Annotated in this window: 23 protein-coding genes and 1 pseudogene; 7 read left to right on the forward strand and 17 right to left on the reverse strand. The window is 68.6% G+C overall.

The features are described from left to right. The 3 genes from DM816_RS25135 to DM816_RS25145 form a co-directional block, all read right to left on the reverse strand. Positions 1 to 916, reverse strand: a 916-nt coding sequence (locus DM816_RS25135; RefSeq protein ID WP_162907818.1) for a M16 family metallopeptidase, incomplete at its 3' end; no start/stop codon positions are given. Positions 917 to 1,061: 145 nt separating this feature from the next. Next, positions 1,062 to 2,357 (reverse strand): M16 family metallopeptidase, encoded by a 1,296-nt coding sequence (locus DM816_RS25140; RefSeq protein ID WP_425455275.1) that lies wholly within the window; start codon positions 2,355 to 2,357, stop codon positions 1,062 to 1,064. A 124-nt stretch (positions 2,358 to 2,481) separates the two neighbouring features. Further along, complete coding sequence (locus DM816_RS25145) at positions 2,482 to 3,708, reverse strand: FAD/NAD(P)-binding protein (protein ID WP_117212866.1); 1,227 nt, start codon at positions 3,706 to 3,708, stop codon at positions 2,482 to 2,484. Between the two features lie 90 nt (positions 3,709 to 3,798). Between DM816_RS25145 and DM816_RS25150 the strand changes: the two genes are divergently transcribed. From DM816_RS25150 to DM816_RS25160, 3 genes are all read left to right on the forward strand, one after another. After that, on the forward strand, positions 3,799 to 4,797 hold the full coding sequence (locus tag DM816_RS25150) for an ABC transporter substrate-binding protein (RefSeq protein ID WP_117212867.1): 999 nt from the start codon (positions 3,799 to 3,801) through the stop codon (positions 4,795 to 4,797). Beyond that, positions 4,794 to 5,573, forward strand: coding sequence for an ABC transporter ATP-binding protein (locus tag DM816_RS25155; protein WP_117212868.1), 780 nt, complete (start codon positions 4,794 to 4,796; stop codon positions 5,571 to 5,573). Before DM816_RS25150 ends, DM816_RS25155 begins: the two co-directional genes overlap by 4 nt. 100 nt (positions 5,574 to 5,673) lie before the next feature. Further along, positions 5,674 to 6,450, forward strand: a complete 777-nt coding sequence (locus tag DM816_RS25160) for an ABC transporter permease (protein WP_246002214.1) — start codon at positions 5,674 to 5,676, stop codon at positions 6,448 to 6,450. Here DM816_RS25160 and DM816_RS25165 read toward each other — a convergent pair. The 8 genes from DM816_RS25165 to DM816_RS25200 all read right to left on the reverse strand — a co-directional run bounded on the left by DM816_RS25165 (position 6,447) and on the right by DM816_RS25200 (position 17,027). Beyond that, positions 6,447 to 7,337: a hypothetical protein gene (locus DM816_RS25165; protein ID WP_117212870.1), complete on the reverse strand. Its 891-nt coding sequence runs from the start codon at positions 7,335 to 7,337 to the stop codon at positions 6,447 to 6,449. The two genes, DM816_RS25160 and DM816_RS25165, sit on opposite strands and share 4 nt — an antisense overlap. Continuing rightward, the gene (locus tag DM816_RS25170; RefSeq protein ID WP_117212871.1) at positions 7,338 to 7,784 is read right to left on the reverse strand and encodes an NUDIX hydrolase; all 447 of its coding nucleotides are present in this window, start codon (positions 7,782 to 7,784) and stop codon (positions 7,338 to 7,340) included. A gap of 144 nt (positions 7,785 to 7,928) precedes the next feature. Next, entirely contained in the window at positions 7,929 to 9,035 is a 1,107-nt protein-coding gene (locus DM816_RS25180) for a S8 family peptidase (protein WP_117212872.1), read from the reverse strand. A 9-nt stretch (positions 9,036 to 9,044) separates the two neighbouring features. Then, on the reverse strand, positions 9,045 to 9,743 hold the full coding sequence (locus tag DM816_RS25185; RefSeq protein ID WP_117212873.1) for a DUF72 domain-containing protein: 699 nt from the start codon (positions 9,741 to 9,743) through the stop codon (positions 9,045 to 9,047). A gap of 3 nt (positions 9,744 to 9,746) precedes the next feature. Beyond that, a complete protein-coding gene (locus DM816_RS42880) occupies positions 9,747 to 9,902 on the reverse strand; it encodes a hypothetical protein (RefSeq protein ID WP_162907815.1) in 156 nt (51 codons plus the stop codon). 36 nt (positions 9,903 to 9,938) lie between these two features. Next, positions 9,939 to 13,103 carry an ATP-dependent helicase gene (locus tag DM816_RS25190; protein ID WP_117212883.1) on the reverse strand — a complete coding sequence of 1,055 codons (3,165 nt, stop codon included), beginning with the start codon at positions 13,101 to 13,103 and terminating at the stop codon, positions 9,939 to 9,941. Between the two features lie 162 nt (positions 13,104 to 13,265). Further along, positions 13,266 to 16,208, reverse strand: coding sequence for an ATP-dependent helicase (locus DM816_RS25195; protein WP_117212884.1), 2,943 nt, complete (start codon positions 16,206 to 16,208; stop codon positions 13,266 to 13,268). A 75-nt stretch (positions 16,209 to 16,283) separates the two neighbouring features. Beyond that, on the reverse strand, positions 16,284 to 17,027 hold the full coding sequence (locus DM816_RS25200) for an LOG family protein (RefSeq protein WP_117212874.1): 744 nt from the start codon (positions 17,025 to 17,027) through the stop codon (positions 16,284 to 16,286). A gap of 228 nt (positions 17,028 to 17,255) precedes the next feature. Between DM816_RS25200 and DM816_RS42885 the strand changes: the two genes are divergently transcribed. Continuing rightward, a complete protein-coding gene (locus tag DM816_RS42885; RefSeq protein WP_162907816.1) occupies positions 17,256 to 17,399 on the forward strand; it encodes a hypothetical protein in 144 nt (47 codons plus the stop codon). Here the strand turns inward: DM816_RS42885 and dapE are convergent. After that, the gene (gene dapE / locus DM816_RS25205) at positions 17,376 to 18,446 is read right to left on the reverse strand and encodes a succinyl-diaminopimelate desuccinylase (RefSeq protein WP_117212875.1); all 1,071 of its coding nucleotides are present in this window, start codon (positions 18,444 to 18,446) and stop codon (positions 17,376 to 17,378) included. The two genes, DM816_RS42885 and dapE, sit on opposite strands and share 24 nt — an antisense overlap. An 18-nt stretch (positions 18,447 to 18,464) precedes the next feature. On the opposite strand from dapE, the gene dapD reads away from it, so the two are divergent. Beyond that, positions 18,465 to 19,385, forward strand: a complete 921-nt coding sequence (gene dapD, locus DM816_RS25210; protein WP_117212876.1) for a 2,3,4,5-tetrahydropyridine-2,6-dicarboxylate N-succinyltransferase — start codon at positions 18,465 to 18,467, stop codon at positions 19,383 to 19,385. A gap of 17 nt (positions 19,386 to 19,402) precedes the next feature. Here the strand turns inward: dapD and map are convergent, their stop codons facing one another. Then, positions 19,403 to 20,182, reverse strand: a complete 780-nt coding sequence (gene map / locus DM816_RS25215; protein WP_117212877.1) for a type I methionyl aminopeptidase — start codon at positions 20,180 to 20,182, stop codon at positions 19,403 to 19,405. An 89-nt stretch (positions 20,183 to 20,271) separates the two neighbouring features. Between map and DM816_RS25220 the strand changes: the two genes are divergently transcribed. Beyond that, complete coding sequence (locus tag DM816_RS25220) at positions 20,272 to 20,541, forward strand: helix-turn-helix domain-containing protein (RefSeq protein WP_117212878.1); 270 nt, start codon at positions 20,272 to 20,274, stop codon at positions 20,539 to 20,541. 23 nt (positions 20,542 to 20,564) lie between these two features. Here DM816_RS25220 and DM816_RS25225 read toward each other — a convergent pair whose 3' ends face one another. The 4 genes and pseudogenes from DM816_RS25225 to fdxA all read right to left on the reverse strand — a co-directional run bounded on the left by DM816_RS25225 (position 20,565) and on the right by fdxA (position 23,672). After that, positions 20,565 to 21,245 carry an HNH endonuclease gene (locus DM816_RS25225; RefSeq protein WP_211588844.1) on the reverse strand — a complete coding sequence of 227 codons (681 nt, stop codon included), beginning with the start codon at positions 21,243 to 21,245 and terminating at the stop codon, positions 20,565 to 20,567. A gap of 26 nt (positions 21,246 to 21,271) precedes the next feature. Beyond that, positions 21,272 to 22,249, reverse strand: a complete 978-nt coding sequence (locus DM816_RS25230) for an AAA family ATPase (RefSeq protein ID WP_211588845.1) — start codon at positions 22,247 to 22,249, stop codon at positions 21,272 to 21,274. 13 nt (positions 22,250 to 22,262) lie between these two features. Next, a pseudogene (gene dapC / locus DM816_RS25240) lies at positions 22,263 to 23,349 on the reverse strand (succinyldiaminopimelate transaminase). Further along, positions 23,346 to 23,672, reverse strand: a complete 327-nt coding sequence (gene fdxA, locus DM816_RS25245) for a ferredoxin (protein ID WP_117212881.1) — start codon at positions 23,670 to 23,672, stop codon at positions 23,346 to 23,348. Before fdxA ends, dapC begins: the two are co-directional and overlap by 4 nt. 203 nt (positions 23,673 to 23,875) lie before the next feature. On the opposite strand from fdxA, the gene DM816_RS25250 reads away from it, so the two are divergent. Next, the coding region (locus DM816_RS25250) for a GNAT family N-acetyltransferase (protein WP_162907817.1) at positions 23,876 to 24,531 on the forward strand (656 nt) is incomplete at its 3' end.

Below are 24,531 nucleotides of genomic sequence, written 5' to 3' on the forward strand. Positions count from 1 at the left end.
CGGCCACCGAGTGCTCGATCATCGAGTGCGGCCCGTAGGTGTATCCCTTGTCCTCGCGGATGTTTTCCACCCAACGCGACGAGAAGTATCCGCCGAAGACGAGGTTGGCCAGTTGTAGCGCGGCGTGGTCGGGGTCGGTGCGGCGCACCGCGGGCAGGGCGATCCGCAGCGACGACTGCACCGCGCCCGGCCGGTCGACGAGCAGCAGCGGACCGGGCTCCAGCGCGGGCACCGGCTCCAGCTCGACCGCCGCTCCCCCGCCATTCCACGTGCCGAGGCGGGCCTGCGCCGGGCCCAGCACCGCGTCGGGGTCGATGTCGCCGACGAGGATCAGCGTCGCGCCGGACGGGTGCATGCGCTCGGAGTGGATGGCGCGCAGGTGCTCCGGCGTGACGGCACGCACCTCCTCCAGCGGCGGGGTCTGCACCGCATAGGGATGCTGCCCATACATCCTTTTGAGCAGGGCAACGCGTGCCAGGTGGGACGGCTGGCTGAGCGCGACCTGGATCCGGTCGGCGAGCCGCTCCCGCTCGGTGGACACCTCGTTGGCCGGGTAGGCCGCGTCGTGCAGCACCTCGGCCAGCAGTTCGAGTAGCCGGTCGAGCCCGGAGGTGAGCGCGTTGCCCGAGATGAGCAGCCGGTCGGGGTCGATGCCCGCGGCCAGCCCACCCCCGACGGCCTGCAGCTCGGACGCGATCTCGACGTTGGACCGCTGGCTGGTGCCGGAGAAGAGCGTCTGCCCGAGCAGCGTGCTCGCGGCGACTTCGGCCTTGGCAAGCGGGATGCGCAGCCGCACCTCGACCAGCGGCACCGACGGGCGGTGGATGGCCATGACCGTGAGCCCGTTGGGCAGCGTGACCTCCGCCTGCGGCGGCAGTGTGAGCGGCCGGTTGGTGTCGAGCCCCGGAAGCGTCATCGTGGTCAAACCAGGCCTCCCTCGGCGGCGCCCATCCCGCGCGGCGCGGCGACCCGCGGCGCGGCGTCGAACTCCGCAAGCGTCATCGGTGTCACGCGCGGGCCCTCCAGAGAACTTGTGGCGATCGAAGCGGTCGAGCGGATCATCACTGCTGCCCACCCCCGGGCACGACCTCGACCGAGGCCCGCCGCTGCGGGCGCAGCCGGGAGGCCGCCTCGCGGATCTGGTCTTCGGTCACCTCGGCGATCAGGTGGGGCAGGTCGTTGAGCAGGGCCGGGTTGGAGCGCTGTAGCTCCAGCACTGCCATGCGCAGCGCGCGGCCCAGCACGGCGTCGGTCTCGCGCAGCAGGTGGGTCGCCATGCGCGCCTGCGTGCGCGCGAGCTCGCCCGGCGTCAGCCCGTCGTTGGCCAGCCGGTCGAGCTCCTCGTCGAACGTGGCGAGCACCTTGTCGACGCTGCCCTGCGGCGGCAGGTGCGCCTGCAGCAGCAGCGCGGTCGGGTCGCGCACCTCGAACGGCTCGCCCATGAAGCCAACATAGCCCCCGACGCTGGTCACGCTGCGGTCCTTTTGCACCAGCCGCTCGACCAGGCGGGAGGCGTCGCCGTCGGTGAGCACCTCGGCCAGCACCACATAGGGCAGGTAGGCGGTGAACTCGGTGATCGGGTTGGGGATGCGCCAAGCGGCCGCGATCGCGGGCAGCGGGGCCAACCCATCCACATAGGACTCGCGGCGCTCGCCCGACAGATCGGCCTCGCCGAAGTCGGGGCGGTCCGGCGCGGGCCGGGCCGGGACATCGCCGAAGTGCTTCTCGATCAGGCGACGGGCCGCGTCGGTCTCGAAGTCGCCGGACACCGCCAGCGTCGCGTTGCCGCAGGCGTAGTAACGATCGAAGAACTCCGCCGCGTCGGCGACGGTCGCCGCCTCCAGATCGGTGAACGAGCCGTAGCCGTCGTGCGCGTTGGGGAACGTATCGAACATGACCGGCGGCAGCTTGAGCCACGGGAACCCGCCGTAGGGCCGGTTGAGCACGTTGACCCGGATCTCCTCCTTAACCACATCAATCTGGTTAAGCAGATTCTCCTCGGTCAGGCGCGGCCCGCGCATGCGGTCGGCCTCAAGGAACAGCATGCGCTCCAGCGCATTGCTCGGCACCGTCTCGAAATAGTCGGTGTAGTCCAGATGTGTCGAGCCGTTGAACGTGCCGCCCGCGCCCTGCACATGCCGGAAGTGCGCCAGCTTCTCCAGATTGGCCGAGCCCTGGAACATCAGGTGCTCGAAGAGGTGGGCGAAGCCGGTGCGCCCCTCAGGCTCGGAGCGAATGCCCACGTCATAGACCACGGCGACGCCGATGACCGGCGCGCTTCGATCCGGACTGAGCACCACCCGCAGGCCGTTAGGGAGCGTAAATCGCTCGACCTGGTAATGGGTTCGCGGAATCAGCACGCAACGACCCTAGCGCACAAACGGCCCGGCGGGCGCTAGAGGCGGCTTGGGGCCTTCGCCGGCGCAGCGGCAGCGGAGTGTTACGGGGAAGGCCCTTGCCGAAGGCCACGCGGTTCCGTAGTCAACCGCGGCGGGCGGGAGGCCGAGGCGAGACACCTGCGGCCATGAGACTCAGCTGACAAAAATGGATGGAGAGCGACCTTGCCTGTGCGCGAATCTCCGGCGCGGCCGTCGTCTCCCACAGCCACCCGCGCCGGGCCGGTCCCAGCGTGAAAATCTTGCGCTTGGGCAGCAGCGCCCCGTGCTCGTCGACGTCCAGCCCGAGTCCGTGCGGCCCGCGCCTGGCCAAGCCCTCCGCCTCCAGCGAGCGGACGAGCGGATCAACGTCGATCAGCCTTCCCGGGCCGGTGCAATTGATGATGATTTGGTACCGGCCGGTGAGCCCCGTCGACAGGGTGAGCACCCCGCCTGCCCGCAGTTCGTCGACCTCACGCGCGACCGCGGGCGCCATGCGATGCCGGTGGACCTCCCAATACCGGGCGACGTGCCGCAGAAACCGCTCCCGGTCTTCGGGAGACAGCCGGGCCCACAAGTCGTTCCAATGTGGACGAAGCGCGTCCATCGCACCCCGCCAGTCGCCTTCACACATCTGGCGAATCTCGCGCATAAGTCCGGCCAGGGTACGACTTTTCGGCCCATCCAGCCGGAAAGACCCCGCAGACGCGTGCGCCCGCGGGAGCAACCCGTGCCGCGAGACCATCTCGATGCGCGGATGCCGCCCGCCGCGCGCCAGCGTGAGCGCCACGTCGACAGCCGTCAGGCCGGACCCGATCAGCGTGACCGGCCCGTCCGGCAGCCCGTCGAGCGCACCCGGAGCCCACGGGTCCTGCACGGTCGCGCCCCTCACCCAACCCGGAGGCGGGTTGCCCAGCGCGAGCACGACCCGGTCGGCCGGGATCACGACCCCGTCGTTGAGCAGCACGATCATGCCCACGCTTCCCTCGAAGACGCGGATCACGCGCCCCCGGTGGACGGTCAGACTGCCCATGTCGTCGGCGGCGCGCAGAGCCTCGACGAGATAGTCGCCGTACAGCCCGCGCGACACAAACTCGCCGGAAACACCGCGCGCCTGACACCAGCGCACGAAATGGCCCGGGTCGTCCGGCTCGATGCTCATCGCCGAGGCGGGCGAGTTCAGCAGGTGCCACGGCGCTGCGGTGGAGTAGGCCAGCCCGCGTCCCGGGCGGGCACCCGGGTCGACCAGAACCACCTGCCAACCGGCACGCAGCAGCTCGCGCGAGGCCACCACTCCGCTGAACCCCGCGCCGACCACGACCACGATTTCCACCGACTGGACTTTAGTGGACGCGCGGGCTAGCCTAACCCATAGCTCCCATCAAACAAGTAGGAATTGTAGAGATTACGGAGGTCGACTGCCATGAGCAGGCTCACCGCGCTGGCGATCGCCGCTGCGTTGACGCTGGGGACCGCCGCCTGCAGCGAGGGCAGCCAAGCCTCGCAACCCCTGCGGCTCGGCTACTTCCCCAACATCACGCACGCGCCGGCGCTGGTCGGATTGGAGAAGGGATTCTTCACCAACGTGCAGACGTCGACCTTCAACGCCGGGCCGGCCGCGATCGAGGCCCTGTTTTCCGGCGCGATCGACGCCACCTACATCGGGCCCAACCCGGCAATCAACGCGCACGCGAAATCCAATGGCGAAGCCATCCGGATCGTAGCGGGCGCCGCATCCGGCGGTGTGGCACTGGTCGTCAGGCCCGGCATCAACAGCGCGGAAGACTTGCGCGGCAAGCGGATCGCCACCCCGCAGCTGGGCAACACGCAAGACGTCGCGGTGCGCCACTGGCTCAAGGGCAAGGGCCTGACCACCACGAAGGAGGGTGGCGGCGACGTCAAAATCATCCCGCAGGAAAACGCGCAGACCGTGGAAACCTTTGGCACGGGCGCGATCGACGGTGCCTGGGTGCCCGAACCGTTCGTGTCCCGGCTGGTCTCGGCGGGCGGCAAAATCCTGGTCGACGAGCGTGATTTGTGGCCGGGCAGACAGTTCGTCATCGCTCATCTCATCGTGCGGACCGAGTTTTTGACGCGGTACCCGGAAAAGGTCAAGAAGCTCATCGAAGAGCATGTCGCGGTGACAGAATTCATCAACGCCAAGCCCGATGAGGCACAGCAGGCCGTCTCCGACCACATCGGCAAGCTGAGCGGAAAGCCGTTGGACCGCAAGCTCATCCAGCAGTCCTGGCCGTCGCTCACCTTCCTCGACGACCCACTGGCGACTTCGCTGAAGGTCGGCGCCGACCACGCGGTCGAGATTGGACTGCTCGAAAAGGTTGACCTGAACGGCATTTACGACTTGAAACTGCTCAACGAGGTGCTGCGGGCGGCCGGAAAGCCAGAGGTTAAAGGATTATGACTCTGTTGGAGAGCGCGCAGAGCGTGACGGCCGACGCGGTCACGCTCTCGGGCGTCACCAAGGTGTTCGGTCGCGGCGGCGCGGCCGTGCTGGCGCTCGACGGGCTGTCGCTCGACGTCAAGCGCGGCGAGTTCGTGTGCCTCGTGGGCGCATCCGGTTGCGGCAAAAGCACTCTGTTGAATCTGGTGGCCGGGCTCGACCGCCCGACGTCGGGCAGGATCGCGCTGGGGCAGGACCGCGCACCGACCCTGATGTTCCAAGACCCGGCCCTGTTTCCCTGGCTGTCCGTGGCGTCCAACGTGGAACTCCCATTGAAATTACTGGGTGTGCCAAAGCCAGAGCGCAGGCGTCGCGTGGCAGAGTTGTTGGAGCTGGTGCATCTCGGCGAGTTCGCCAAGCGGCAGCCGCACGAGCTGTCGGGCGGCATGCGCCAACGCGTGGCACTGGCGCGCACGCTCGGGCAGGACAGCCCGATGCTCCTGATGGACGAGCCGTTCGGTGCGCTCGACGCGATGACGCGCGACCTGCTGCACGACGAACTGGAGCGGATCTGGCAGGCGCGCGAGCTCACCATCCTGTTCGTCACGCACAACGTGCGCGAGGCGGCCCGGCTCGCCGACCGGATCGTGCTGCTGTCCAGCCGTCCGGGCCGGATCATCTACGAGACGGGCGTGCACATCCCGCGCCCGAGGCGCATCGACTCTCCAGAGGTGGCCACGCTCGCCGCCGACATCACCGATCGGCTGCGCAAGGAGGTTGGGCGCCATGGCCGCTGACACAAGGACGTTGGGCCCGAAGGGCTGGGGGGCGGGAGGAACGCTGTCCGGATTAGACGCGCTGGAGCTCGCTGAACGGCCTCGCTCGCGAGCACGTGGCGTGTGGTCGGTTATGTGGCCCAAGCTCGCGGCGGTCGGGATCGCTCTACTGGTGTGGCAGATCGCGGTATGGCTGGAATGGAAGCCAAGTTACGCGCTGCCGGGACCGGCACGTGTCCTCGACGAGCTCGCTTTGCGGGCGCAGCACTCGGAGCTGTGGGACGGCATCCTCATCACGGCTCGGCGTGCGGCCATGGGATACGGGTTCTCGCTCGCGCTCGGTGTCACACTCGGACTCGCCGTTGCGCGCATCAAGGTGCTACGGGTCGCGATCGGCTCCATGATTACGGCGCTGCAGACGATGCCGTCCATCGCATGGTTCCCATTGGCCATCCTGCTCTTCCAGATGAGCGAGCAGGCTATCTTCTTCGTCGTCGTGCTCGGCGCCGCACCGTCGATCGCCAACGGGGTCATCGCCGGAATCGACTATCTGCCACCGCTATTCCTGCGAGCGGGCCGCAACCTCGGCGCGCGAGGCTTCAAACTGTATTGGTACATCATCGCACCCGCCGCGTTGCCGTCCTTCGTTTCCGGCCTCAAACAGGGATGGGCGTTCTCCTGGCGCAGCCTCATGGCCGGCGAGCTGATCATCGTCGGCCTCGGCAAGACCTCCATCGGGGGCCAGCTCACCTTCGCCCGCGAATTCGGCGACGCCCCCGGCGTCATCGCCATCATGATTGTCATCCTCACCTTCGGCCTGCTCGTCGACTTCGTCTTCGGCAAGGCCGACCGCGCCATCCGCTCCCGCTGGGGCCTCATCGACCCCGCGACAAGCTAGACATCTGTGCCCAGAACCTCAACCAGTTCCCTGAAGCCGACCGAGTCCTGCAGGTGCAACCGCAGCACGAGCTGGCGCAGATTCGCCCTGACCTCTGGGCCACATCGCGCGGCGATCCGCTTGAGGTGCTCGGGTGACATGCGCTGATAGTCGTAGCCGAACGAGTTCAGCGTGGCTGCCCCGACGAGATGGACCGCGACCAGTCGCTGGTACTTCAGCTGTGCGGGATCACGCTCCAGCTTGTCGAGGTATCCAAAGACAGGAGCAAAGCGGCTGTTGCCATCGTCAAGCGTCTGCTGGAACTGTGTCCACGTGAGCGACCGGGACAGCATGTCGTCGCTGAATTCCTCCACGATGCTTGTTATCCGGTTGCGAAAGAAATGATCCTCCTCCGAGGCGCCCGAGTAGGGAAGCCCGTCGAACAGGCTGCCCGATGACCAGACCTCCAGATTGAGCCTCATCGCCCTGACGAACTCCGAGTCACCGGGAAGCGCGACCGCCGAGTCGATGTAGATCGCCTCGCGGGTGAATCTTTCGGCCACATACCAGACGCTGATGATGCGGAACGCGAAGGTCCGCTCGTAGTATCCCGTGGAGTTGCCAAGCCACGTCGGTGCTTCTGCCTTGTCGTGGTAGTTGCGTATCCGGTCGTTCAGCTCCTCCACGGCGCTGAGCACGCTGCCCTTGTGGTGGGCGATCCGATCGCGAAGCGCCTTGCTCTGTTCCGCCCGATAGGTGAGCTCCAGTTTTCTGCTCTCCAACCGCTGGTCGAAGCGATATTTCACCATGGGTGAAAGGAATGTGGCCATCACGGAGACGGCCAGCGCCACAATGGCCGATACGGCAGCGGCCGTCGCGGTCGGGTCGAGGGCTTTGAGCACGACCATTCAGACTCCCAATTTCCCGAGAATCTCCACGAGGTTCGGGGGTTCGAGGCGGTCGGGCAGAGCGTCCAGTCCGGACAGTGGGATCCAGGCGGCTGCCAGCAGGTTGGGCTGTTCGTCGGGCAGGAGCCCGGTCTGGACGACCGCCGGGCGGTCGGTGCTGAAGCGGGCGAGGAAGAACTGTTCGGGGCCCGCGAAGCGGGAGCCGTTCCAGACGATGTCGCGCTCGACGTCGATCCAGCGCTCGCCGATGGCGGCCGGGTCGAGGCCGGTCTCCTCGACCAGCTCGCGCCGCGCGGCTTCGAGCGGCGACTCGCCCGGCTCGATCCCGCCGCCAGGTGGCTCCCAGAGGATCGCCCCGTCGAACGGGTCGCGCCAGCGCAGCAAGAGGATGCACTGGCTCGCGTCCAGGCAGACCACCCGCACGGCGGGCCGGTGTCGCGTCTCCACGCACGGAGACTATCCGGTGGTGTCACCCCTGACGCCCGAACCTGTCCTTGAGCCAGCCGCATCGGTCAGGTTGTCGGCCGTCGGCCGTCAGCAGGTCTCACGGCCGGTCGACCTCTTCCTGGTCGGCACCTATATCGAGTGCGGCTATGGTCGCGGCAGGGCCCGGCGGGCACGCCCGGTGCGGCCGACCCAAAAGCCAAGTGCACCAAGGAAAAGCAACAGCGGCAGCGCGACCATCCAGCGCCGCCAGTCACCGGACTCGGCCAGCGGGGTGCCCGCAGCGGCCGTGTCCGCGGGCCGTTTGCTCGGTGTCGCTCTCGGCTGCGGGCTGACCGAGCCGGACGGCCTGACCGATGCCGCGTTGAGCGCCGCCAGCAGGTTGAGGTCGCCGACACCGAAGTCCTTGTCGGCGCCGGGCGTGCCGCGGTCCTTCGCCGTACGCCGCAGCAGCTCCACGACCTCCGAGGCCTTCGCGTTCGGGTTGGCCGACCACACCACCGCCGCCGCCCCGGTCAGGATCGCGGCCCCGGCGGACGGATCCGCCAGCCGATATCCTCCCGCCCGATCGGTCGTGATCATATCCACCCCCGGCACGACTATCCCCGTCGTGCGCCCACTCGCCGGCGCCTGCCGGACCGCACCCGTCCGATCGGCGGGGATCGACGTCAGTACCCCCGGATAGGAAGCCGGCCAGGTGCTGGAGTCGGCGGCCACCACCAGCACATCCTTCTCGACCGCCACGTTGATCGCGAACTCGAGCCGTTCGCTCGGCGCGACCCCGCGCCCGATGCAGATGATGCGCGCACCGCGGTTGACCGCGAGCTCGATCCCGGTCGCCAGCTCGTTCGGGTCGCCCACCTGCCCGGCCACCGGCGCGAACGCGATCGGCAGGAGCTTCGCGCCCGGTGCCACACCCAGCACGCCCGCCTCCCCTGGGTCCACTCCGGACAGTGCGGTGTTGGAATGCCCATGCCCGGCGATGAGTCCGGCAAGCCCGGTGCCACGCCCATCCGTATCCGTGTTGGCCTTCGGATCGGGCCCCTGAAGCACCTGCCCGAGCAGGTCGGGGTGCTGGGGATCGACCCCGGAGTCGACGACCGCGATGACCATCCCCGCCCCGGTGGCGCGGCCGTGCACCTCCCCCAGCCGCATCGTTCCGATGTGCCATTGCAGCCCGCGCACGAGGTCGGGCTGCGGGCTCGGCTGCAGCGTCACCAACCCGGCGACGACGACTGAGAGGACGGCTCGCACTGCTGCAACTTACCTTGCCAGCCTCAACAGCGCGAAAGCATCAGCGATCGCGGCGCCTCCGGGATCGTTGTTGAAGTAGACGTACACCGGCCGATCACCGAACACGCGCATCCGCCGCAGCCATGAAGTCAACGCCGCACGCCCATAGCGCGGACGTGGATGGGCCCGCCCCTCGTGCAACCGCACATAGCCGAAGTCGCTCGTCCTCCACAGCGGAGTGATCGGCCGCCCGAGCCGGTCGGCCCAGCACAGCGCGGCCCCGTGCTTTTCCAGCAGCTCCCGTGCCTCGTCGCACCACCACGACCGATGCCGGGGCTCCACGGCGACCCTTATGTCCCGTGGGAACGAGGCGAGAACGGCATCCAGGTCGTCGGAAAACCGCAGCGTGGGCGGCAGCTGGAGCAGCACCGGCCCGAGCTTGCCGCCTAGCCCCGATGCCGCGGACAGGAAGCGGGACACCGGTTCCGAGGGGTCGCGCAACCGCTTGACATGTGTCAGGTACCGGCTCATCTTCACAGCGAAGATGAATCCCTCGGGCGTCTCGTCGCGCCACTTCTCAAACGTCTCCTTCGACGGCAGGCGATAGAACGAGTTGTTCACCTCAACCGTCTCGAATTGCCCAGCGTAGAATGAGAGCGACGGCGCCCCGGGGTAGAACGGCCCGCGCCAGTCCCTGTACTGCCAGCCGGACGTGCCGACGACCAACACCCGTCAGGATTGCCCAGGCATGCGCGTGACGAAACCCGTCACCGGCTCCTGCGTGGCCTCGGCCGGGTGCCAGGGGGCGAGGACCACGGCGGCGGCGAGCAGCACCCCGACCAGTGCCACCAGCAGCACCAGGGCGATCTCCTGCACCACCTTTTCCACGGCCCTACCATGCCCTGTCAAGCCGGGTGGGCACAGTCACTTTCCGGACACGGGCAGCTCGGTGATCAGCGCTGTCAGTTCCTCCGACGAGAGCAGATCGGCTGGCCGAACGGTCATGTTGGCCTTCACGTAGTGAAACGCCGCGCTCACCGACTCGACGGGCACGCCCCGCAGCGACGCCCAGGCCAGCCGGTATGCCGCCAGCTGCACCGCGGCCGCCCGCGCCGCCGCGCCCTTGGGCACGCGCCCGGTCTTCCAGTCGACGACCTCGTAGAAGCCGCCCCGCTCGAACACCGCGTCCATCCGCCCACGCACCACGACCCCGCCCAGCGACAGCACGAACGGCGTCTCCACCTCGATCGGCGCGCGCCCTGCCCATTCGCTGTGCGAGAACGCCTCCTTCAGCGCCTCCAGCTCCGAGTCGGGTGCCTCTTCGGCGTCGTAGAGGTCGTCCAAATCGAACAGTGCGGGCGATCCGAACTGCGACTCCAGCCATCGGTGGAAGGCCGTCCCGCGCCGCGCGTACGGATCGGGTGCCGAGGGCAGCGGGCGCCGGATCCTGCGCGCCAGCTCGGCCGGATCTTTGCGCAGAGCCACCAGTTGCGACACCGACAGATGGGCGGGCAGCGGCACCTCCATCAGCGCCGCCCGCTTGCGCTGCTCGTCCCGCTCGGCCAGCAACAGGTCGGTCTCGCGGCTCCACGCCGTCCGCTTTGGACGCGCGTTGCGCACCAGCGTCGCCGCCGACTCCACCATGGACCGCCGATTGCCGAGCGGATCGAACGGCCAAGCCGCCTCCACCGCACCGGAAAGCGGATTTTCGTCGCCCGCCTGAGCGACCCACTTGTCCACGCGCCCGTAGCCCTGCTGGCAGATCAGCGCGATTTCCTCAAGCAGAATCGACGGCCCGCGCGGCTTCTTGAGGCCCTCGCCCCACCAATAGCCCGAGGCGAAAAGCCAACTGCGCGGCCGGGTCACCGCCACGTAGGCCAGCCGCCGCTCCTCGCGCGCATCGTGTTCGCGCCAGGCGTCCTCGAACTCCACCACGGCCCGGCCGAGCTCCCGCTGATCGGCGGCGTCCACATTGAACACCGGCAAGCCGGTGCGGTCGCCGCGCAGTGGAAACGGCAGCACGCCAAGACCTTTCAAGTAGTGGTCCGCCGCGCTGCTGCGCCCCGGCCACACGTCCTTGGTGAGCCCGGCGACCGCGACCACGTCCCACTCCAGGCCCTTGGCGGCGTGGGCGGTCAGCACCTGCACCGCACCCTCGGACACGTCCACCTCGCCCGGCGCGAGCCCGCGCTCCTCGTTTTCCGCCGCCTCAAGGAACGCCAGAAAAGCCGACAGCGGCGCGCCGTCCGTGTCGCTGCTGAACCGGGCCGCCACCTCCGCCAGCGTGTCCAGGTGTGCCCGCGCGAGCCCCGCGTCGCCGCCGACCGCCGCCGCCCGCACGGCGACCTCGACGTCCAAACCTATGGTTCTGACGATGTCCGCGATCAAATCGCTGAGCGGTTGCTCCAGCCTCCGTCGCAGCTCTTCCATTTCTTTCTGGTACCGCTGAAAGCGCGCGAATCCCTCCGGCGAATACCGCTCGGGATCCCCCGGGTCCTCCAGCGCCTCGCTCAGCGCAGCGTCTTCCAATCGATCGGGCGTCGCTGAAAAGTCCACATTGGCCGGGCGCCTCGCCTTCGCCAACTCCCGCGAGCGCTGGTGCAGCACAACGAGATCGCGCGGCCCGATCCGCCAGCGCGCGCCGGTCAGCAACCGCAGCAGACTCGCACCATCGGCCGGATCGGCGAGCACCCGCAGCGTCGACACGACATCGCGCACCTCCGGCGTGTCGAGCAGCCCGCCGAGCCCCACCACCTCGACCGGCAACCCCTTGGCCCGCAACGCCTTTTCGATGGCCGGGATTTGCGAGCGCAGCCGCACCAGCACGGCGGTCGTCGGCCGCCGCACGATCGGGATGAATCCCGGATGCTGATCGGGCGCCACGCGAGCGTGCGTGCGCCACGCCGTCACGATCTGATCGGCGATCCACAGCGCCTCGTCGGCCGACGTTTCCAGCAGTCCACACACGACGGTGCCCCGGTCGTCACTCCCGGACGTCAGCGAAACCACCGACATGTCGCGTAGTGGCTCGGAAATCCGGTTGGCCACCGACAGAATCTCACTGCGATTGCGGAAGCTGCGGCTCAGCGAGAGTCTCGTCGCAGGCCGTCCGTCAGAAGTCGGGAACTCCAGCGGAAACCGGTCAAGCGTGCCCGCGCTCGCGCCACGCCAACCGTAGATGGACTGGCATGGGTCACCCACCGCCGTGACCGGATGCCCGCCCCAGAACAGCGAGCGCAGCAGCACCACCTGTGCGTGGCTGGTGTCCTGGTATTCGTCGAGCAGCACCACCCGGAAGCGGTCCCGCTCGGCCACGCCGACCTCGGGGTGATCGCGGGCGACGAGCGCCGCACGGGACATCTGGTCGCTGAAGTCCATCGCCTCCAGTGTGGCTTTCCTCTGCTGGTACCCCCTAATGAGCGGAAGGAGTTGCAATCGAGCGCGCTGCCGGGCGAGGAGCTTGACCACCTCGGCCATCTGCCGCCCGGGTTTGGCAGAGAGCGTGGCGTGGAAGCGGCCGGTCCAGGTGGCGAGGTCGTCCGGCTCGACCAGGTGCTCGGCCATCTCGCCGGCGAGCGCGAGCACGGCCGCTACGACCGTCGTGGGCGCACTGTCCACATGCGACATGTCGCCGGTGTATGAGCGCACGACCTCATCGGCGAGCTGCCAGCACGACGCCTCGGTCAACAGCCGCGCGGCCGGTTCATAGCCGGATCTGAGCCCGTGCTCGGTGACGATGCGCGACCCAAACGAGTGATACGTGGCGATGGTCGGCTCGCCGTCAAGCCCACCCACATGTTGGCGCAACTGTCCTAACCGGACCCTCACCCGATGGGCCAGCTCTCCGGCCGCCTTGCGGGTGAACGTGAGGCCCAGCACCTGCTCCGGTTGCACATGTCCATTTGCGACAAGCCAGAGCACTCGCGCCGCCATGGTTTCGGTCTTACCCGACCCGGCCCCGGCCACGACCAGCAAGGGCTCGACGGGCGCGGCAATCACGGCCGCCTGCTCGTCGGTCGGCTGCGGCAACCGCAGCGCCTCGGCCAACTCCTGCGCCGTCCACCGCGGCCCCTCACCAACCACACCCACCACCCCCGCTCTGGCGGTCGATCATGAACGCAGGTCCATTCTCGACGGTGTGTCGCCGCGCGAACTTCATGATCAACGCAATGAAGCCGACCCTGAAGTTTCGGAAACGAGACACCGTCGAACATGGACTTAAGTTCATGATCGACGCGAAAGGGGTGGGGGTCATGGTTCGATCACCTGGCGGCCCTTGCCGGAGACCGGGCAGCTTGTCCGAACCGGACACACCCGGCAGCTGTCGTTGGCCTTCGCCATGAACGTCGATGCCGCGATGGTGTCGGCCGTGCGGTGGACCATCTCATGCGCCCAGCGCGGGTCCTCAGCCCGGCGCAACGCCTCCTGCTCCTGCTCCTTGGCGTCCTTATGGGACGTCCCCAACTGGACAAGCGAGGCGCCCCCGCTGACCGCGCTCTCGCCGAACGCGCCCTCCTCCACCGCCACCTGATAGGCACCCAGCTGCGGGTGCTCGGGCAGCTCGGCGGCCGTCGCCGTGGTCGTCTTGCCCGTCTTGAGGTCGACGACCACCAGCTCGCCGTCGTCGTTGATTTCGAGGCGGTCGACCCGCCCGGTCAGCTCGATGGGTGGATGGTGTTCGAGTCGGACGGTGAATTCCTTTTCGATCGCGAGCAGTCGGCGCGGGTTTTCGGCCAGCCAGCGCACCAGCTTGTCGACCATCTGGCTCGCCCGCTCGCGCTCTCGGCCCGACAGCCACTTGGCGGCCAGCTCGATGGTCTCGAATCGTGCGGCGACATATTCCATCAGGATCGCCGGGTCGGTCTGCGCCTCCTCGGCGAGCATCGCGGCCGCGTGCACGAGGTTGCCCACGCTCGCCGCCCACGTCGCGGGCGCGGCCCCGCCGTGGCGCTCAAGCAGCCATCGCAGTCCACATCGGAGTGCACTCTCCATTGTGGACGGGGTCACGCGGACCAGGTCTTGATAGACGGGGCTCTCGTCGGACAGGCGCGGCAGGCCCCACCACTGGTCCGGGTCGGCGCCCGGCACGCCCGCGTCGGCCAAGCGCTTGAGTTCGGCGGCTGCGTCGAGGTTGCCGTCCATCGCCGCGACGCGAAGCTCGGCCACGAGCCCGGCGAGAGTCATCGGCCGCGAAGGCCTGGTGAGCTCGATCTCATCCACTTCGGACAGTTCGTTGAGGAAACGCGACGGACGTTCCTCGCCGTCCGCCCCGCCGACCGCGCCGGAATCCACCGCCGTCACGAGCAATCGCTTGCGCGCCCGTGAACAAGCCACATGGAACAGGCGCCGCTCCTCGCGCAGCAGCGCCGTGGTCTGCGCCAGCCGTTGCGCCTTCGCACCGGGTGCGACCCGCTGCGCCACCTCGTCGACGAGATGCTCGGAGCCCAGCAGGCTGCCGCGCAGCCGAAGGTCGGGCCAGATGCCCTCCTGCACGCCCGCGACAACGACGAAGTCCCACTCCAGGCCCTTGGCGGCATGCGCGGTCAGCAGGCGCACCGCCTCGCCCCGGTCGCCGCGCTCGGCGATCGAGTCGCCCGCGATCTCTTGCCCCTCAACGTGTTCCAGAAACGCTTCGATGCGCGCGCCCGGCAACCGGTCGGTGAAGCGGGCGGCCGCGTCGAAGAGCACCATCATCGAATCGAGATCGCGGTCTGCCGCCTCGGCCCGGCGGCGCTGATCGACCCCGGTCGCCGGGGTCGTGGCGAGCGCGGCCCAGCGATCGGCGAGGCCGCTGGTGCGCCACACCTCCCACAGGACTTCTTCCGCTGAGCCCGTCGCCTCACGCGCAACTTTGAGTAGCACCGCGATGCGCTGGAGCGGTGCGGCCCAACGCTTTTCGAGCGTCACCAGGTTGCCCGGATCGTTGAGCGCCTCGACCAGTTCGAGCCCGGCCACCGCCCGCAACCCCTGGCGTATCCTGCGTTCGGCGAGCGGGTCGGCCCCGCCCAGCGGCGAGTGCAGCAGCGCGACCGCCGCCTCCTCGGTGAGCAACTCGGGATCGAGCGCGCAGCGCAGCAGGAGCAGAAACGGCTTGACAGCGGGCTGCAGGTGGATCGGCAGATCCTCCGCATGCACGACGGTCGGCACCCCGGCGTGACGCAACGCGCGCTCATACGGTCCAAGTTGGAGGCTCGCCGAGCGCATGATGACGGCCATGCGCGACCACGGGATGCCCTGCTCCAGGTGGGCCTCGCGAAGCCGTTGCGCAACATAGGCCGCCTCGCTGCCGCGCGTGCGCAACGCGTATCCCTCCACTGTCGGCGCCCCGCGGTACACCTTTTCGAGCACCACCGAGGAAGTGCCCGGGAAGTGGTCGGGAAACGTGCGCGCGATCTCCGGGTCGGCCCCACGGAACGCGAACGTCGAAGACTCCGGGTCGACGAAGGCCACGATGTTCGTGGCGACGCGCTTGAGCAGCTGGATCTGGGCGGGGTCGGTGTCGGCCAGCTCGTCGACGTAGACCAGTTCGAGACGGCCGCGCTCGCTGTCGGCGAACCCGCGGTCGTCGTCGAGCAGCGCGATCGACGCCTGCACCAGCTCGGCGTGGTCGTATCCCACCGTGCCGCGCGTGGTCTCGTCGCGCAGCGCGAGCGTCTGCTCGTACTCGATAAGAAAGCGGGAAGCCGCCACCCAGTCCTCACGGATCGTCCACAGCGGATCGTCGGCCCGCACGCCCCGCTCGGCCGCACGCAACAGGAGGTCACGCAGCTGTTCGGCGAAGGCACGGGTCGCCAATGCGGGCTCCAGCTGCTCCGGCCACTTCGCATTCGCGCCGGGGAGCAGCTCGCGGATCACGAGATCCTGCTCCGGCCCGGACAGCAGGCGCGGCGGCGGCGCCCCTTCCAAAACGGCGCCCCTTCGCAACAGGCCGAACGCGTAGGCCGGGAACGTGCGCACCATCGGCTGATGCGACACCCCGGTCACATTGGCCTCGATCTGCTCGCGCAGCCGCTGGGCGCCACGCCGCGAATAGGTGAGCACGAGGATCCGCTGTGGGTCGATGCCCTCGCGCATGGCCTGCACGACCGACGCGACCAATGTGGTCGTCTTGCCCGTGCCCGCCGGCCCGCGCACCAGCAGTGGACCCTTGCGGTGCACGACAATCCCCCGCTGGACCGGGTCGAGGGTCGGCAGGACCGGCCGCGCGACCGGGGCGCGCACCAGCTTCCACCGCGTGCTGCTCACGAGCTAAGTGTTGCAGAGCCGGTGCTACAGAGCGCTGTCCGCGTCCAGTATGTGCTTCACGGCCGCCTCGACATCATCGGTGATGAACAGCAGGTCGAGGTCGTCCGGGCCGATCATGCCCTGGCCGGCCATGGTCTCGCGCATCCACGCGATCAGCCCCTGCCAGTAAGCCACGCCCATCAGCACCACCGGGAACCGGGTCACCTTGCCCGTCTGCACCAGCGTCATGGCCTCGAACAGCTCGTCCATGGTGCCGAACCCGCCCGGCAACACGACGAACGCCTGCGCGTATTTGACGAACATGGTCTTGCGCGCGAAGAAGTAGCGAAAGTCGATGCCCAGCTCGACCCACTCGTTGATGCCCTGCTCGAACGGAAGCTCGATGCCCAGGCCCACCGACAGGCCACCGGCCTGCGTGCAGCCCTTGTTGGCCGCCTCCATCACGCCCGGCCCGCCGCCGGTGATGACCGCGTATCCGGCCCGCGCCAGGGCGGCGCCGAGCCGCTCGGCCATCTCGCACTCCGGCGATCCCGGTTTGCTGCGCGCCGAACCGAACACGCTCACGGCCGACGGGAGATCACTGAGCGTGTCGAACCCCTCGACGAACTCGCTCAGGATGCGCAGCGTCCGCCACGAGTCCTTGACCTTCCAATCCGGACGGCCACGCGAGTCGAGCAGGGCCTGATCGGCCGTCGCGCCCGTGGCCGCCTCACGCCGCAGGGTCACCGGCCCGCGATGCCGCTCCGGCTTCCGGTTGCTCTCCATCATTGGCGTCCCTCCGCACACTTCACTCGGGACGAGCCCTCAGTCATGCCCACAACCCTAGTCCCGGTGACTCGTTTGGCCGGTGACTGCATGCCCTCATGGCGTGGTTTGCGCCACATCGGGAATGGGGTATAGCGGCAATCCAGTTAATTCACATGCGGCAACCGCAACCTTTTGGCAGGCTACGGCGTCAATGGGTTAAGTCGCGCAATGGTGGAGGGGGCGATCAACGTGACGAACCGAGAACTGCACCGGCAACGACAGCAGATGCGCCAGCGCATCCGGGCAACGGTGACCGCACGCCGCATCGCCGCCGCGACCGCGCTCGCCTCGTCCCTGCCCGAGGCCGCCTCAGCCGAAGAGCCATCGTCTTAGGACCTCGGCGCCCGACTCAATCTTGGCGATCTCCACATGCTCTTCGCGGGTGTGTGCCAGGTTGGGGTCGCCTGGGCCATAATTCAGCGCCGGTACGCCGAGAGCCGCAAACCTGGCCACGTCAGTCCACCCGAGCTTGGCGTTGGGGGCCGACCCCACCGCGTCGATGAACGCCTTGGCCGGTGCCGCGCCCAACCCCGGAAGGGCGCCACCGGCCACATCCATCAGGGTCACGTCGAAGCCGCCGAGCACCTCCCGCACGTGCCTGGCGGCCTCCTCTTCGCTGCGGTCCGGCGCGAACCTGAAGTTCACCTCGACTTCGCACAGGTCGGGGATCACGTTTCCAGCCACGCCGCCGGTGATGCGCACCGCGTTGAGCCCCTCCCGGTACAGGCAGCCGTCAATCTCCACCTCACGCGCTTTGTATTCGCTCAATCGGGTGAGCAGCTCGCCCGCGTCGTGGATCGCGTTGCGGCCAAGCCAGGAGCGGGCCGAGTGGGCCCGCCGGCCCGGCACGGTCACCCTGACCCGCAGCGTCCCCTGGCAGCCCGCCTCGACCAGGCCATAGGTGGGCTCCAGCAGGATGGCGAAGTCGGCCTGGAGCAGCTCCGGGTGGGACGCGGCAACCTTGTTGAGCCCGTTGCGCTCGCGCTCGACCTCCTCGCACTCGTAGAAGAAATACGTGACGTCGAACTGCGGGTCGGCGTCGCGCGTCGCCAGGTGAAGCGCGAGCGCCGTGCCGCTCTTCATGTCGGACGTGCCACAGCCCCAGATCCGCTCATCGTCCACAGTGGACGGAAAATTGCCGGCGAGCGGCACCGTGTCCAGATGCCCGGCGAGCACGACCCGCTGTTCCCGCTGCAACCGCGTGCGCGCGATGATCGTGTGCCCGAGCCGTTCGACCGTCAGCCGCTCGTTGGGCACCAGCGCCGCGAACACGGCGTCGGCGATCTCCTTCTCGTTGCCTGAGACCGATTCGATGTCGACCAGGGCCCTGGTCAGCGCGACCGGATCGGCGAGCACCTGCGGCGTGAGCGACGAATCCATGAAGGTAGCCTACGTTCCATGCAACTGGAGCAGCCTGCCTGGGGCCGCGGCCTCGCCACCGTCACCGATTCGCAGATCCTCGACGTTTGGTTCCCGCAGTTGGGCCTCGGCGCCCCCGAGGACGGCTCCCTGCCCAAGGTGGCCGAGCCGGTGCTGAGCGGACTGCGCGTGGAGCCCGTCCAGACGGTCATCGGCTCGCTGGCCGAGCCGGCGTCCAACACCGCCGATGCCTGGCTGCGCCTGCACCTGCTCTCTCACCGGCTGATCCGCCCGCACCAGGCCAACCTCGACGGCATCTTCGGTCTGCTGAACAACGTCGCCTGGACGTCCGCCGGGCCATGCCCGCCCGAGCGGGTCGACCAGTTGCGCCTGCTTCTGCGCGCCGAGGGCCGTCACCTGGCGGTCTATGGGGTCGACAAGTTTCCGCGCATGACCGATTATGTGGTCCCGTCCGGCGTGCGGATCGCCGACGCCGACCGGGTCCGGCTCGGCGCGCACCTGGCTCCGGGCACGACGGTGATGCATAAGGGCTTTGTGAATTTCAACGCGGGGACCCTCGGAGCCTCCATGGTCGAGGGAAGCATCTCCGCCGGTGTGGTCGTCGGCGAGGGCTCCGACATCGGGGCCGGCGCGTCCATCATGGGCACGCTGTCGGGCGGCGGCCAGATCGTCATCTCCGTCGGCGAGCGCAGCCTGGTCGGCGCGAATGCGGGCATCGGCATCGCGCTGGGCGACGACTGCGTGGTCGAGGCGGGCTGCTACGTCACCGCGGGCTCGAAGGTGACGCTCACCGAAACCGGCGAGATCGTCAAGGCCTCCGCCCTTTCCGGCGCCTCCAACGTGCTCTTCCTGCGCAACTCTGTCACCGGCGCCCTCGAGGCCCGCCCGCGCAAGGGCACCGGCATCACCCTCAACCCCACCCTGCACTCCAACGACTGAGCGCAATCAGGCTCTCGTTACGTGGCCTCCGGTTCCCGCCGGGTGAGCACCAAGGGTGCGTCCTCGGTGATGGCGACCGTGTGCTCGGAGTGGGCCGTGCGCGAGCCGTCGGCCGACCGGATGGTCCAGCCGTCGGCGTCATAGACGATCCGGTCGGTCGTGCGGGCGAACCAGGGTTCGAGCGCGAGGGTCAGGCCCGGCCGGAGCATGAGGCCGCGCCCTGCCCGGCCCTTGTTCGGGACGTGGGGACTCTCGTGCATGGTGCGGCCAATGCCGTGGCCACCGAACTCGGTGTTGACCGGATAACCGTAATCGCGGGCTACCGCCCAGATGGCCGCCGAGATGTCACCCAGGCGGTTGCCCGGACGCGACAGCTCGATTGCCGCCTCCAACGCTTCCTCGGTGGCACGGATCAGCCGAAGGTCCTCCTCGGCGGCGGTCCCGACGACGACCGTGCGCGCCGAGTCGGCCACCCAGCCGTCGATGCCGACCGCGAAGTCGGCACTTAACACATCCCCGTCGCGCAATATGTAGTCGTGGGGTAGGCCGTGCAGGACGGCGTCGTTGACCGACAGGCAGATGACGTTGCGGAACGGGCCCTTGCCGAAGGCCGGCTCGTAGTCCCAGTAGCACGACTCCGCCCCGCGCTGTTTGATCATGCCGCGCACGTGGTGTTCCAGATCCAGGAGGTTGACGCCCACGTCGGCGAGCCGACCGACCTCGGAGAGCACCTCGGCGACGAAGCGCCCGGCCACGTGCATGTGTTGGATCTCCGCAGGCGTCTTCAGTTCAATCACGAATACCTCGCGTTACAGGGTGCCGGTATAGTTATACCGGCGACACTAACACTTGCCGGTATAGTAATACCAGCCATATCCTGGGGAGCATGGTCCGCCAACCGCTCACTCCCGAGCAGATCGAAGCCGGCAGGCGCCTCGGCGCCCTGCTGCGCCAGGCGCGAGCGGGACGCGATCTAGCGGAAGTCGCACATGCCGCCGGCATCTCGCCCGAAACCCTCCGCAAGATCGAGACCGGACGACTGCCCTCTCCCGGATTCGGCACGATCATCTGCCTCGGTGAGGCGCTCAACCTGCCGGTGCAGGAGTTGGCAGCCACCTGGCGCGGCAGCGACCTACCGCTGGAAGCCGTCCTGTAGCGCCACCGTCCGCGCCCGCGCCCTCACAGCGAGGAGCGGAGCTCGGGGTCGCGCAGGATCGTGATCAGATCGGCGTCGCCGGCGAACAGGAGCGGAGCGTTGTCTGACAACGCATAGCGCAACATGGCGTGGTAGACGTCGGCCAGGGGTTGCATCCGGATGGTACGGATCTGGCGCGCCTGCTCCCGCCCGTCGCCCACCTTCTGCGCGGACCGCCACATGCGCAGCGCCTGGCCGACCACATCACGCGCGTGCTGCCGCCCCCGCACCAGCACGGCCCGGTTGAGAGCCAGCACATCGAGCGTCGCCGCGCCCTTCGGGGTGCGGGCGCGGTATTCGCCCACCGACAACGACAGCATCAGGTGGTCGAACGGGTCATCCACGGTCGGGTCGATGAGCAGCGGGCGGCCCGCGTCGTCCACCGGGTAGCGGCTGCCCTTCTGGTTGCTGTTGCAAAAAGAGCAGGCGAGCAGGTGGTTGAGCCAGTCGAAGGTGCGCATCGGGTTGCGGGCGATCGGCTCGAAGTGGTCGACGCTGGTGCCCTCGCTGTCCCCGCAATACATGCATCGCTGGTGTCCGGGCGCCATCGTGTTGAGGGCGTCGCGCAGTCCCCGGCGTTCGACCCGGCTCCTGTTCCACAGCTGCCGCGCGGTGGACATCGGGATGAGCCCGGTGAGCACGAGGAGCCGTTCCGCCAGCGCCACCGGCAGAGGGATCCTGCGTATGTAGATCATTTTGTCCCGCGCCGGGCCTTTTCCTTGTCCAGCAAGGCCGCCAGCTCGCGGGAGCGGGTCACCGGCGAGCTCACCAGCAGCTCCTGCAGCTCCCGGTAGCGGGCCTGCTGGATCTGGCTTGCCGTGCCCTCAAGCACCTTGAGCTCCAGCTCGACCAGCTCGCGCCGCAGCGCACGGGCGCGGCTCGAGTATGGACTGTCCAATCCGAACAGTCCGGACAGGACGATGTCTTCCCCGCTGCCGAACACGACCCGGCGGTAGGTGTCGCCGTCCACCGCATATGGCGCGCGCTGCTCGGCCGGGTCGGGCAGGTGGATGAGCCCGGAGGGCGAGGCCGACTGGCAGACATAAGGACTATTCGTCGTCACGATGAACTGCAGTTGCGGGAAGCGCTCAGTCAGCCAGTCGCCGATGCGCTGCTGCCAGGTCGGGTGAAGGTGCAGCTCCACCTCGTCGATGAGCACCACGCCCGGCCCCTGCACCTGACGCGACAGGTCGGCCACCAGCGGCCTGAGCGCGTGCGGCAGATCCTGCGGCGGCTCGCCCCAAAGGGTCACGTCGTCGCGGAACAGGCCCGCCAAGGGGTGTGCGCCTGACCCCTGCCCCGCCCGGCGATCGGCCCCGTATCCCACGCACGTCATCCGGCCGTGCCACGGCGGGGGCGCGGCCACGTTGCTCTCGGCCGACACCTCTGACCCGTCGATGTGGACTCCCACATAGACGTCTTCCGGCGCGAGGTCGAGCTCGACCCCACCCTCGGTCCAGTCGGCCGGACGCAGCACGGGCGCGACCGGGGGCCCGGCCAGTGCGAGCGCTATCGCCTGCAGCAGCGTGGTCTTGCCGGCCCCGTCCGGTCCAACCAGGACGGTCCAGCCGGCATAGGAGTCATGGTCGTGGCGCGCAAGATCGAGGTCAACCCGCCGGGGGCCGCGAAACCCGCGGATATCGTCGATCTTGACCTTCGCCAGGTACACGATAATGAATCTATCAGGCGCAAAGACGCGCAGCCGCCGCGTTGACCCTCTCGTCGGTCGCGGTGAACGCCAGCCGCACGTGCGACTTGCCTGCCGGGCCGTAGAAGTCGCCCGGTGCCACGAGGATGCCGCGCTGGGCGAACCAGTCCACAAGGGACCAGCAATCCTCATCCGCGCCGCGGCTGAGCCACAGATAGAGCCCCGCCTGCGAGTGCGTGATGGTGAACCCGGCCTTCTCCACGGCTTCGATCAGCACCGTCCGGCGGGCCCCATAAACCGATCGCTGCGCCGCAGCGTGCGCCTCGTCGCCCAGCGCGGCGATCATCGCGGCCTGCACCGGCGCCGGCACGATCATGCCGGCGTGTTTGCGCACCGCGAGCAGCTCGCCCACCAATGAGGGGTCGCCCGACACGACACCGGCCCGATAGCCCGCGAGGTTGGACCGCTTCGAAAGCGAATGCAGCGCAAGCACTCCCGCGTAGTCCCCGGCGCATATCGACAGCACCGACGTGGGCGTGGCCGTCCACGGCAGGGTGAGGTAACACTCGTCACTCGCGACGATCGCACCCTCCCGGCGCGCCCACGCGACGAGAGCCGCCATCTCGGAGGCGGACAGCACCCGCCCGGTCGGGTTGGACGGCGAGTTGATCCACACCAGCCGCGCGCCCGGCACCGGCTCGCGCGCCACGGTCGCGCCGGCCAGCCTGACGCCGACCTCATATGTGGGGTAGCAGACCTCGGGAAGGACGACGGTGTCCCCTGGTCCAAGCCCCAGCAGCGTCGGCAGCCAGGCGACCATTTCCTTCGACCCGATCGACGGCAGCACGCCGAAACCGGGTTGGGCGCCACACGCCTGGGCGATCCACTTTTCCAAAGCGGATCGCAGCGCCGGGGTGCCCGCCGTGAGCGGGTATCCCGGCGCGTCCGCGGCCTCGGCGAGCGCCCGCTGGATGAAGTCCGGCACCGGGTCGACCGGTGTGCCCATCGACAGGTCGACCAGCCCGTCCGGATGCGAGGCCGCCTTGGCCTTCGCAGGCTCCAGCAGGTCCCACGGGAAGTCGGGCAGCCCTGAGCTCTTCTTCAAAGGCTCAGTGGCTCAGTGGGACGTTTCGCGGGGCGGCTGGGCCGCCACGAACGTGGCGTCCTTCTCGATCTTGCCGATCTTGGACGCGCCGCCGGGCGAGCCCAGGTCCTCGAAGAACTCGTAGTTTGCCGCGGTGTAGTCCTTCCAGTTCTCCGGGACGTCGTCCTCGTAGAAAATGGCCTCCACCGGGCAGACCGGCTCGCAAGCCCCGCAGTCCACGCACTCATCCGGGTGGATGTAGAGCATCCGGTTGCCCTCATAGATGCAGTCGACCGGACATTCCTCGATGCAGGCCTTGTCCAGCAAGTCCACGCACGGCTCGGCGATGATGTAGGTCACGGGGTCGTCCTTCCACGCGCTATATAGGGCCAGCCTAGTATCCCGGTTCGGGAGGTCGGTAATCAGTGTTGGCTAAGCGTGATGTCGGTTCAAGAGTTGTGGTGCGCAGGCGAGTCGGGAGTCGGTTCACCGACATGTTGGGCGAGTTGACCGAATTCAGCGACACCCATCTCACGGTGGCGACCCTACGGGGGCCGGTTCGTGTGCCACTAGACGAAGTGCACCGGGCCAAACGCGTGCCCGACGTCAACGGGGTGGAGCTCGCGGCCGCCGAGGCCATGCCCGCCCCGACCGTCGAGATGCTCGGCGACTGGTGGCTGCGCGCCGCCGAGGGATACACGGGGCGGGCCAACTCGGCGCTGCCCATCGGGAGCCCCGGCGTCCCGCTCGACTCGGCGATCGCAAAGGTGATCGACTTTTACCGTGCTCACGGCCTGCCGCCCCAGATGGACGTGCCGCTCCCGCTCTACCGGATCGTCGCGCGGGCCCTCGATCGCGGCGGATGGTCACTGAAGTGCACCGTCCTCGTCCAGGTCATCGACCTCCCGGACCTGGTCGCCAACACCCCCGACACGCCGGCGTTCTTCCACACCGACAAGCCGACCCCGGAAATGCTCGCGATGATCTCCGGGCGGCGAGGTCCGCTTCCGGCCGCCGCCAACCATGTGCTCACCGCCGTGAAGACCGTGACCTTTTGTGGGTACGAGGAAAACGGCGCACTGCTGGCGATGGCCCGAGGCACGGTGACGCGGGGCTGGCTGGGCCTGCACCACGTGGAGACCGCAGCGGCCGCGCGCCGCCGTGGGCTCGCCCGCGCCGCGGTCGGCGCGCTGGCCCGCTGGGGTGAGGCACATGGCGC

The sequence above is a fragment of the Allorhizocola rhizosphaerae genome (genome assembly GCF_003426775.1).
GTDB lineage: Bacteria > Actinomycetota > Actinomycetes > Mycobacteriales > Micromonosporaceae > Allorhizocola > Allorhizocola rhizosphaerae.

Coding starts and splice junctions, on each gene's coding strand:
- DM816_RS25150 (WP_117212867.1), top strand. CDS start 3,799: ATGAGCAGGCTCACCGCGCTGGCGATCGCCGCTGCGTTGACGCTGGGG.
- DM816_RS25155 (WP_117212868.1), top strand. CDS start 4,794: ATGACTCTGTTGGAGAGCGCGCAGAGCGTGACGGCCGACGCGGTCACG.
- DM816_RS25165 (WP_117212870.1), bottom strand. CDS start 7,337: ATGGTCGTGCTCAAAGCCCTCGACCCGACCGCGACGGCCGCTGCCGTA.
- DM816_RS25200 (WP_117212874.1), bottom strand. CDS start 17,027: ATGATGGAGAGCAACCGGAAGCCGGAGCGGCATCGCGGGCCGGTGACC.
- dapE (WP_117212875.1), bottom strand. CDS start 18,446: ATGGATTCGTCGCTCACGCCGCAGGTGCTCGCCGATCCGGTCGCGCTG.
- dapD (WP_117212876.1), top strand. CDS start 18,465: ATGCAACTGGAGCAGCCTGCCTGGGGCCGCGGCCTCGCCACCGTCACC.
- DM816_RS25220 (WP_117212878.1), top strand. CDS start 20,272: ATGGTCCGCCAACCGCTCACTCCCGAGCAGATCGAAGCCGGCAGGCGC.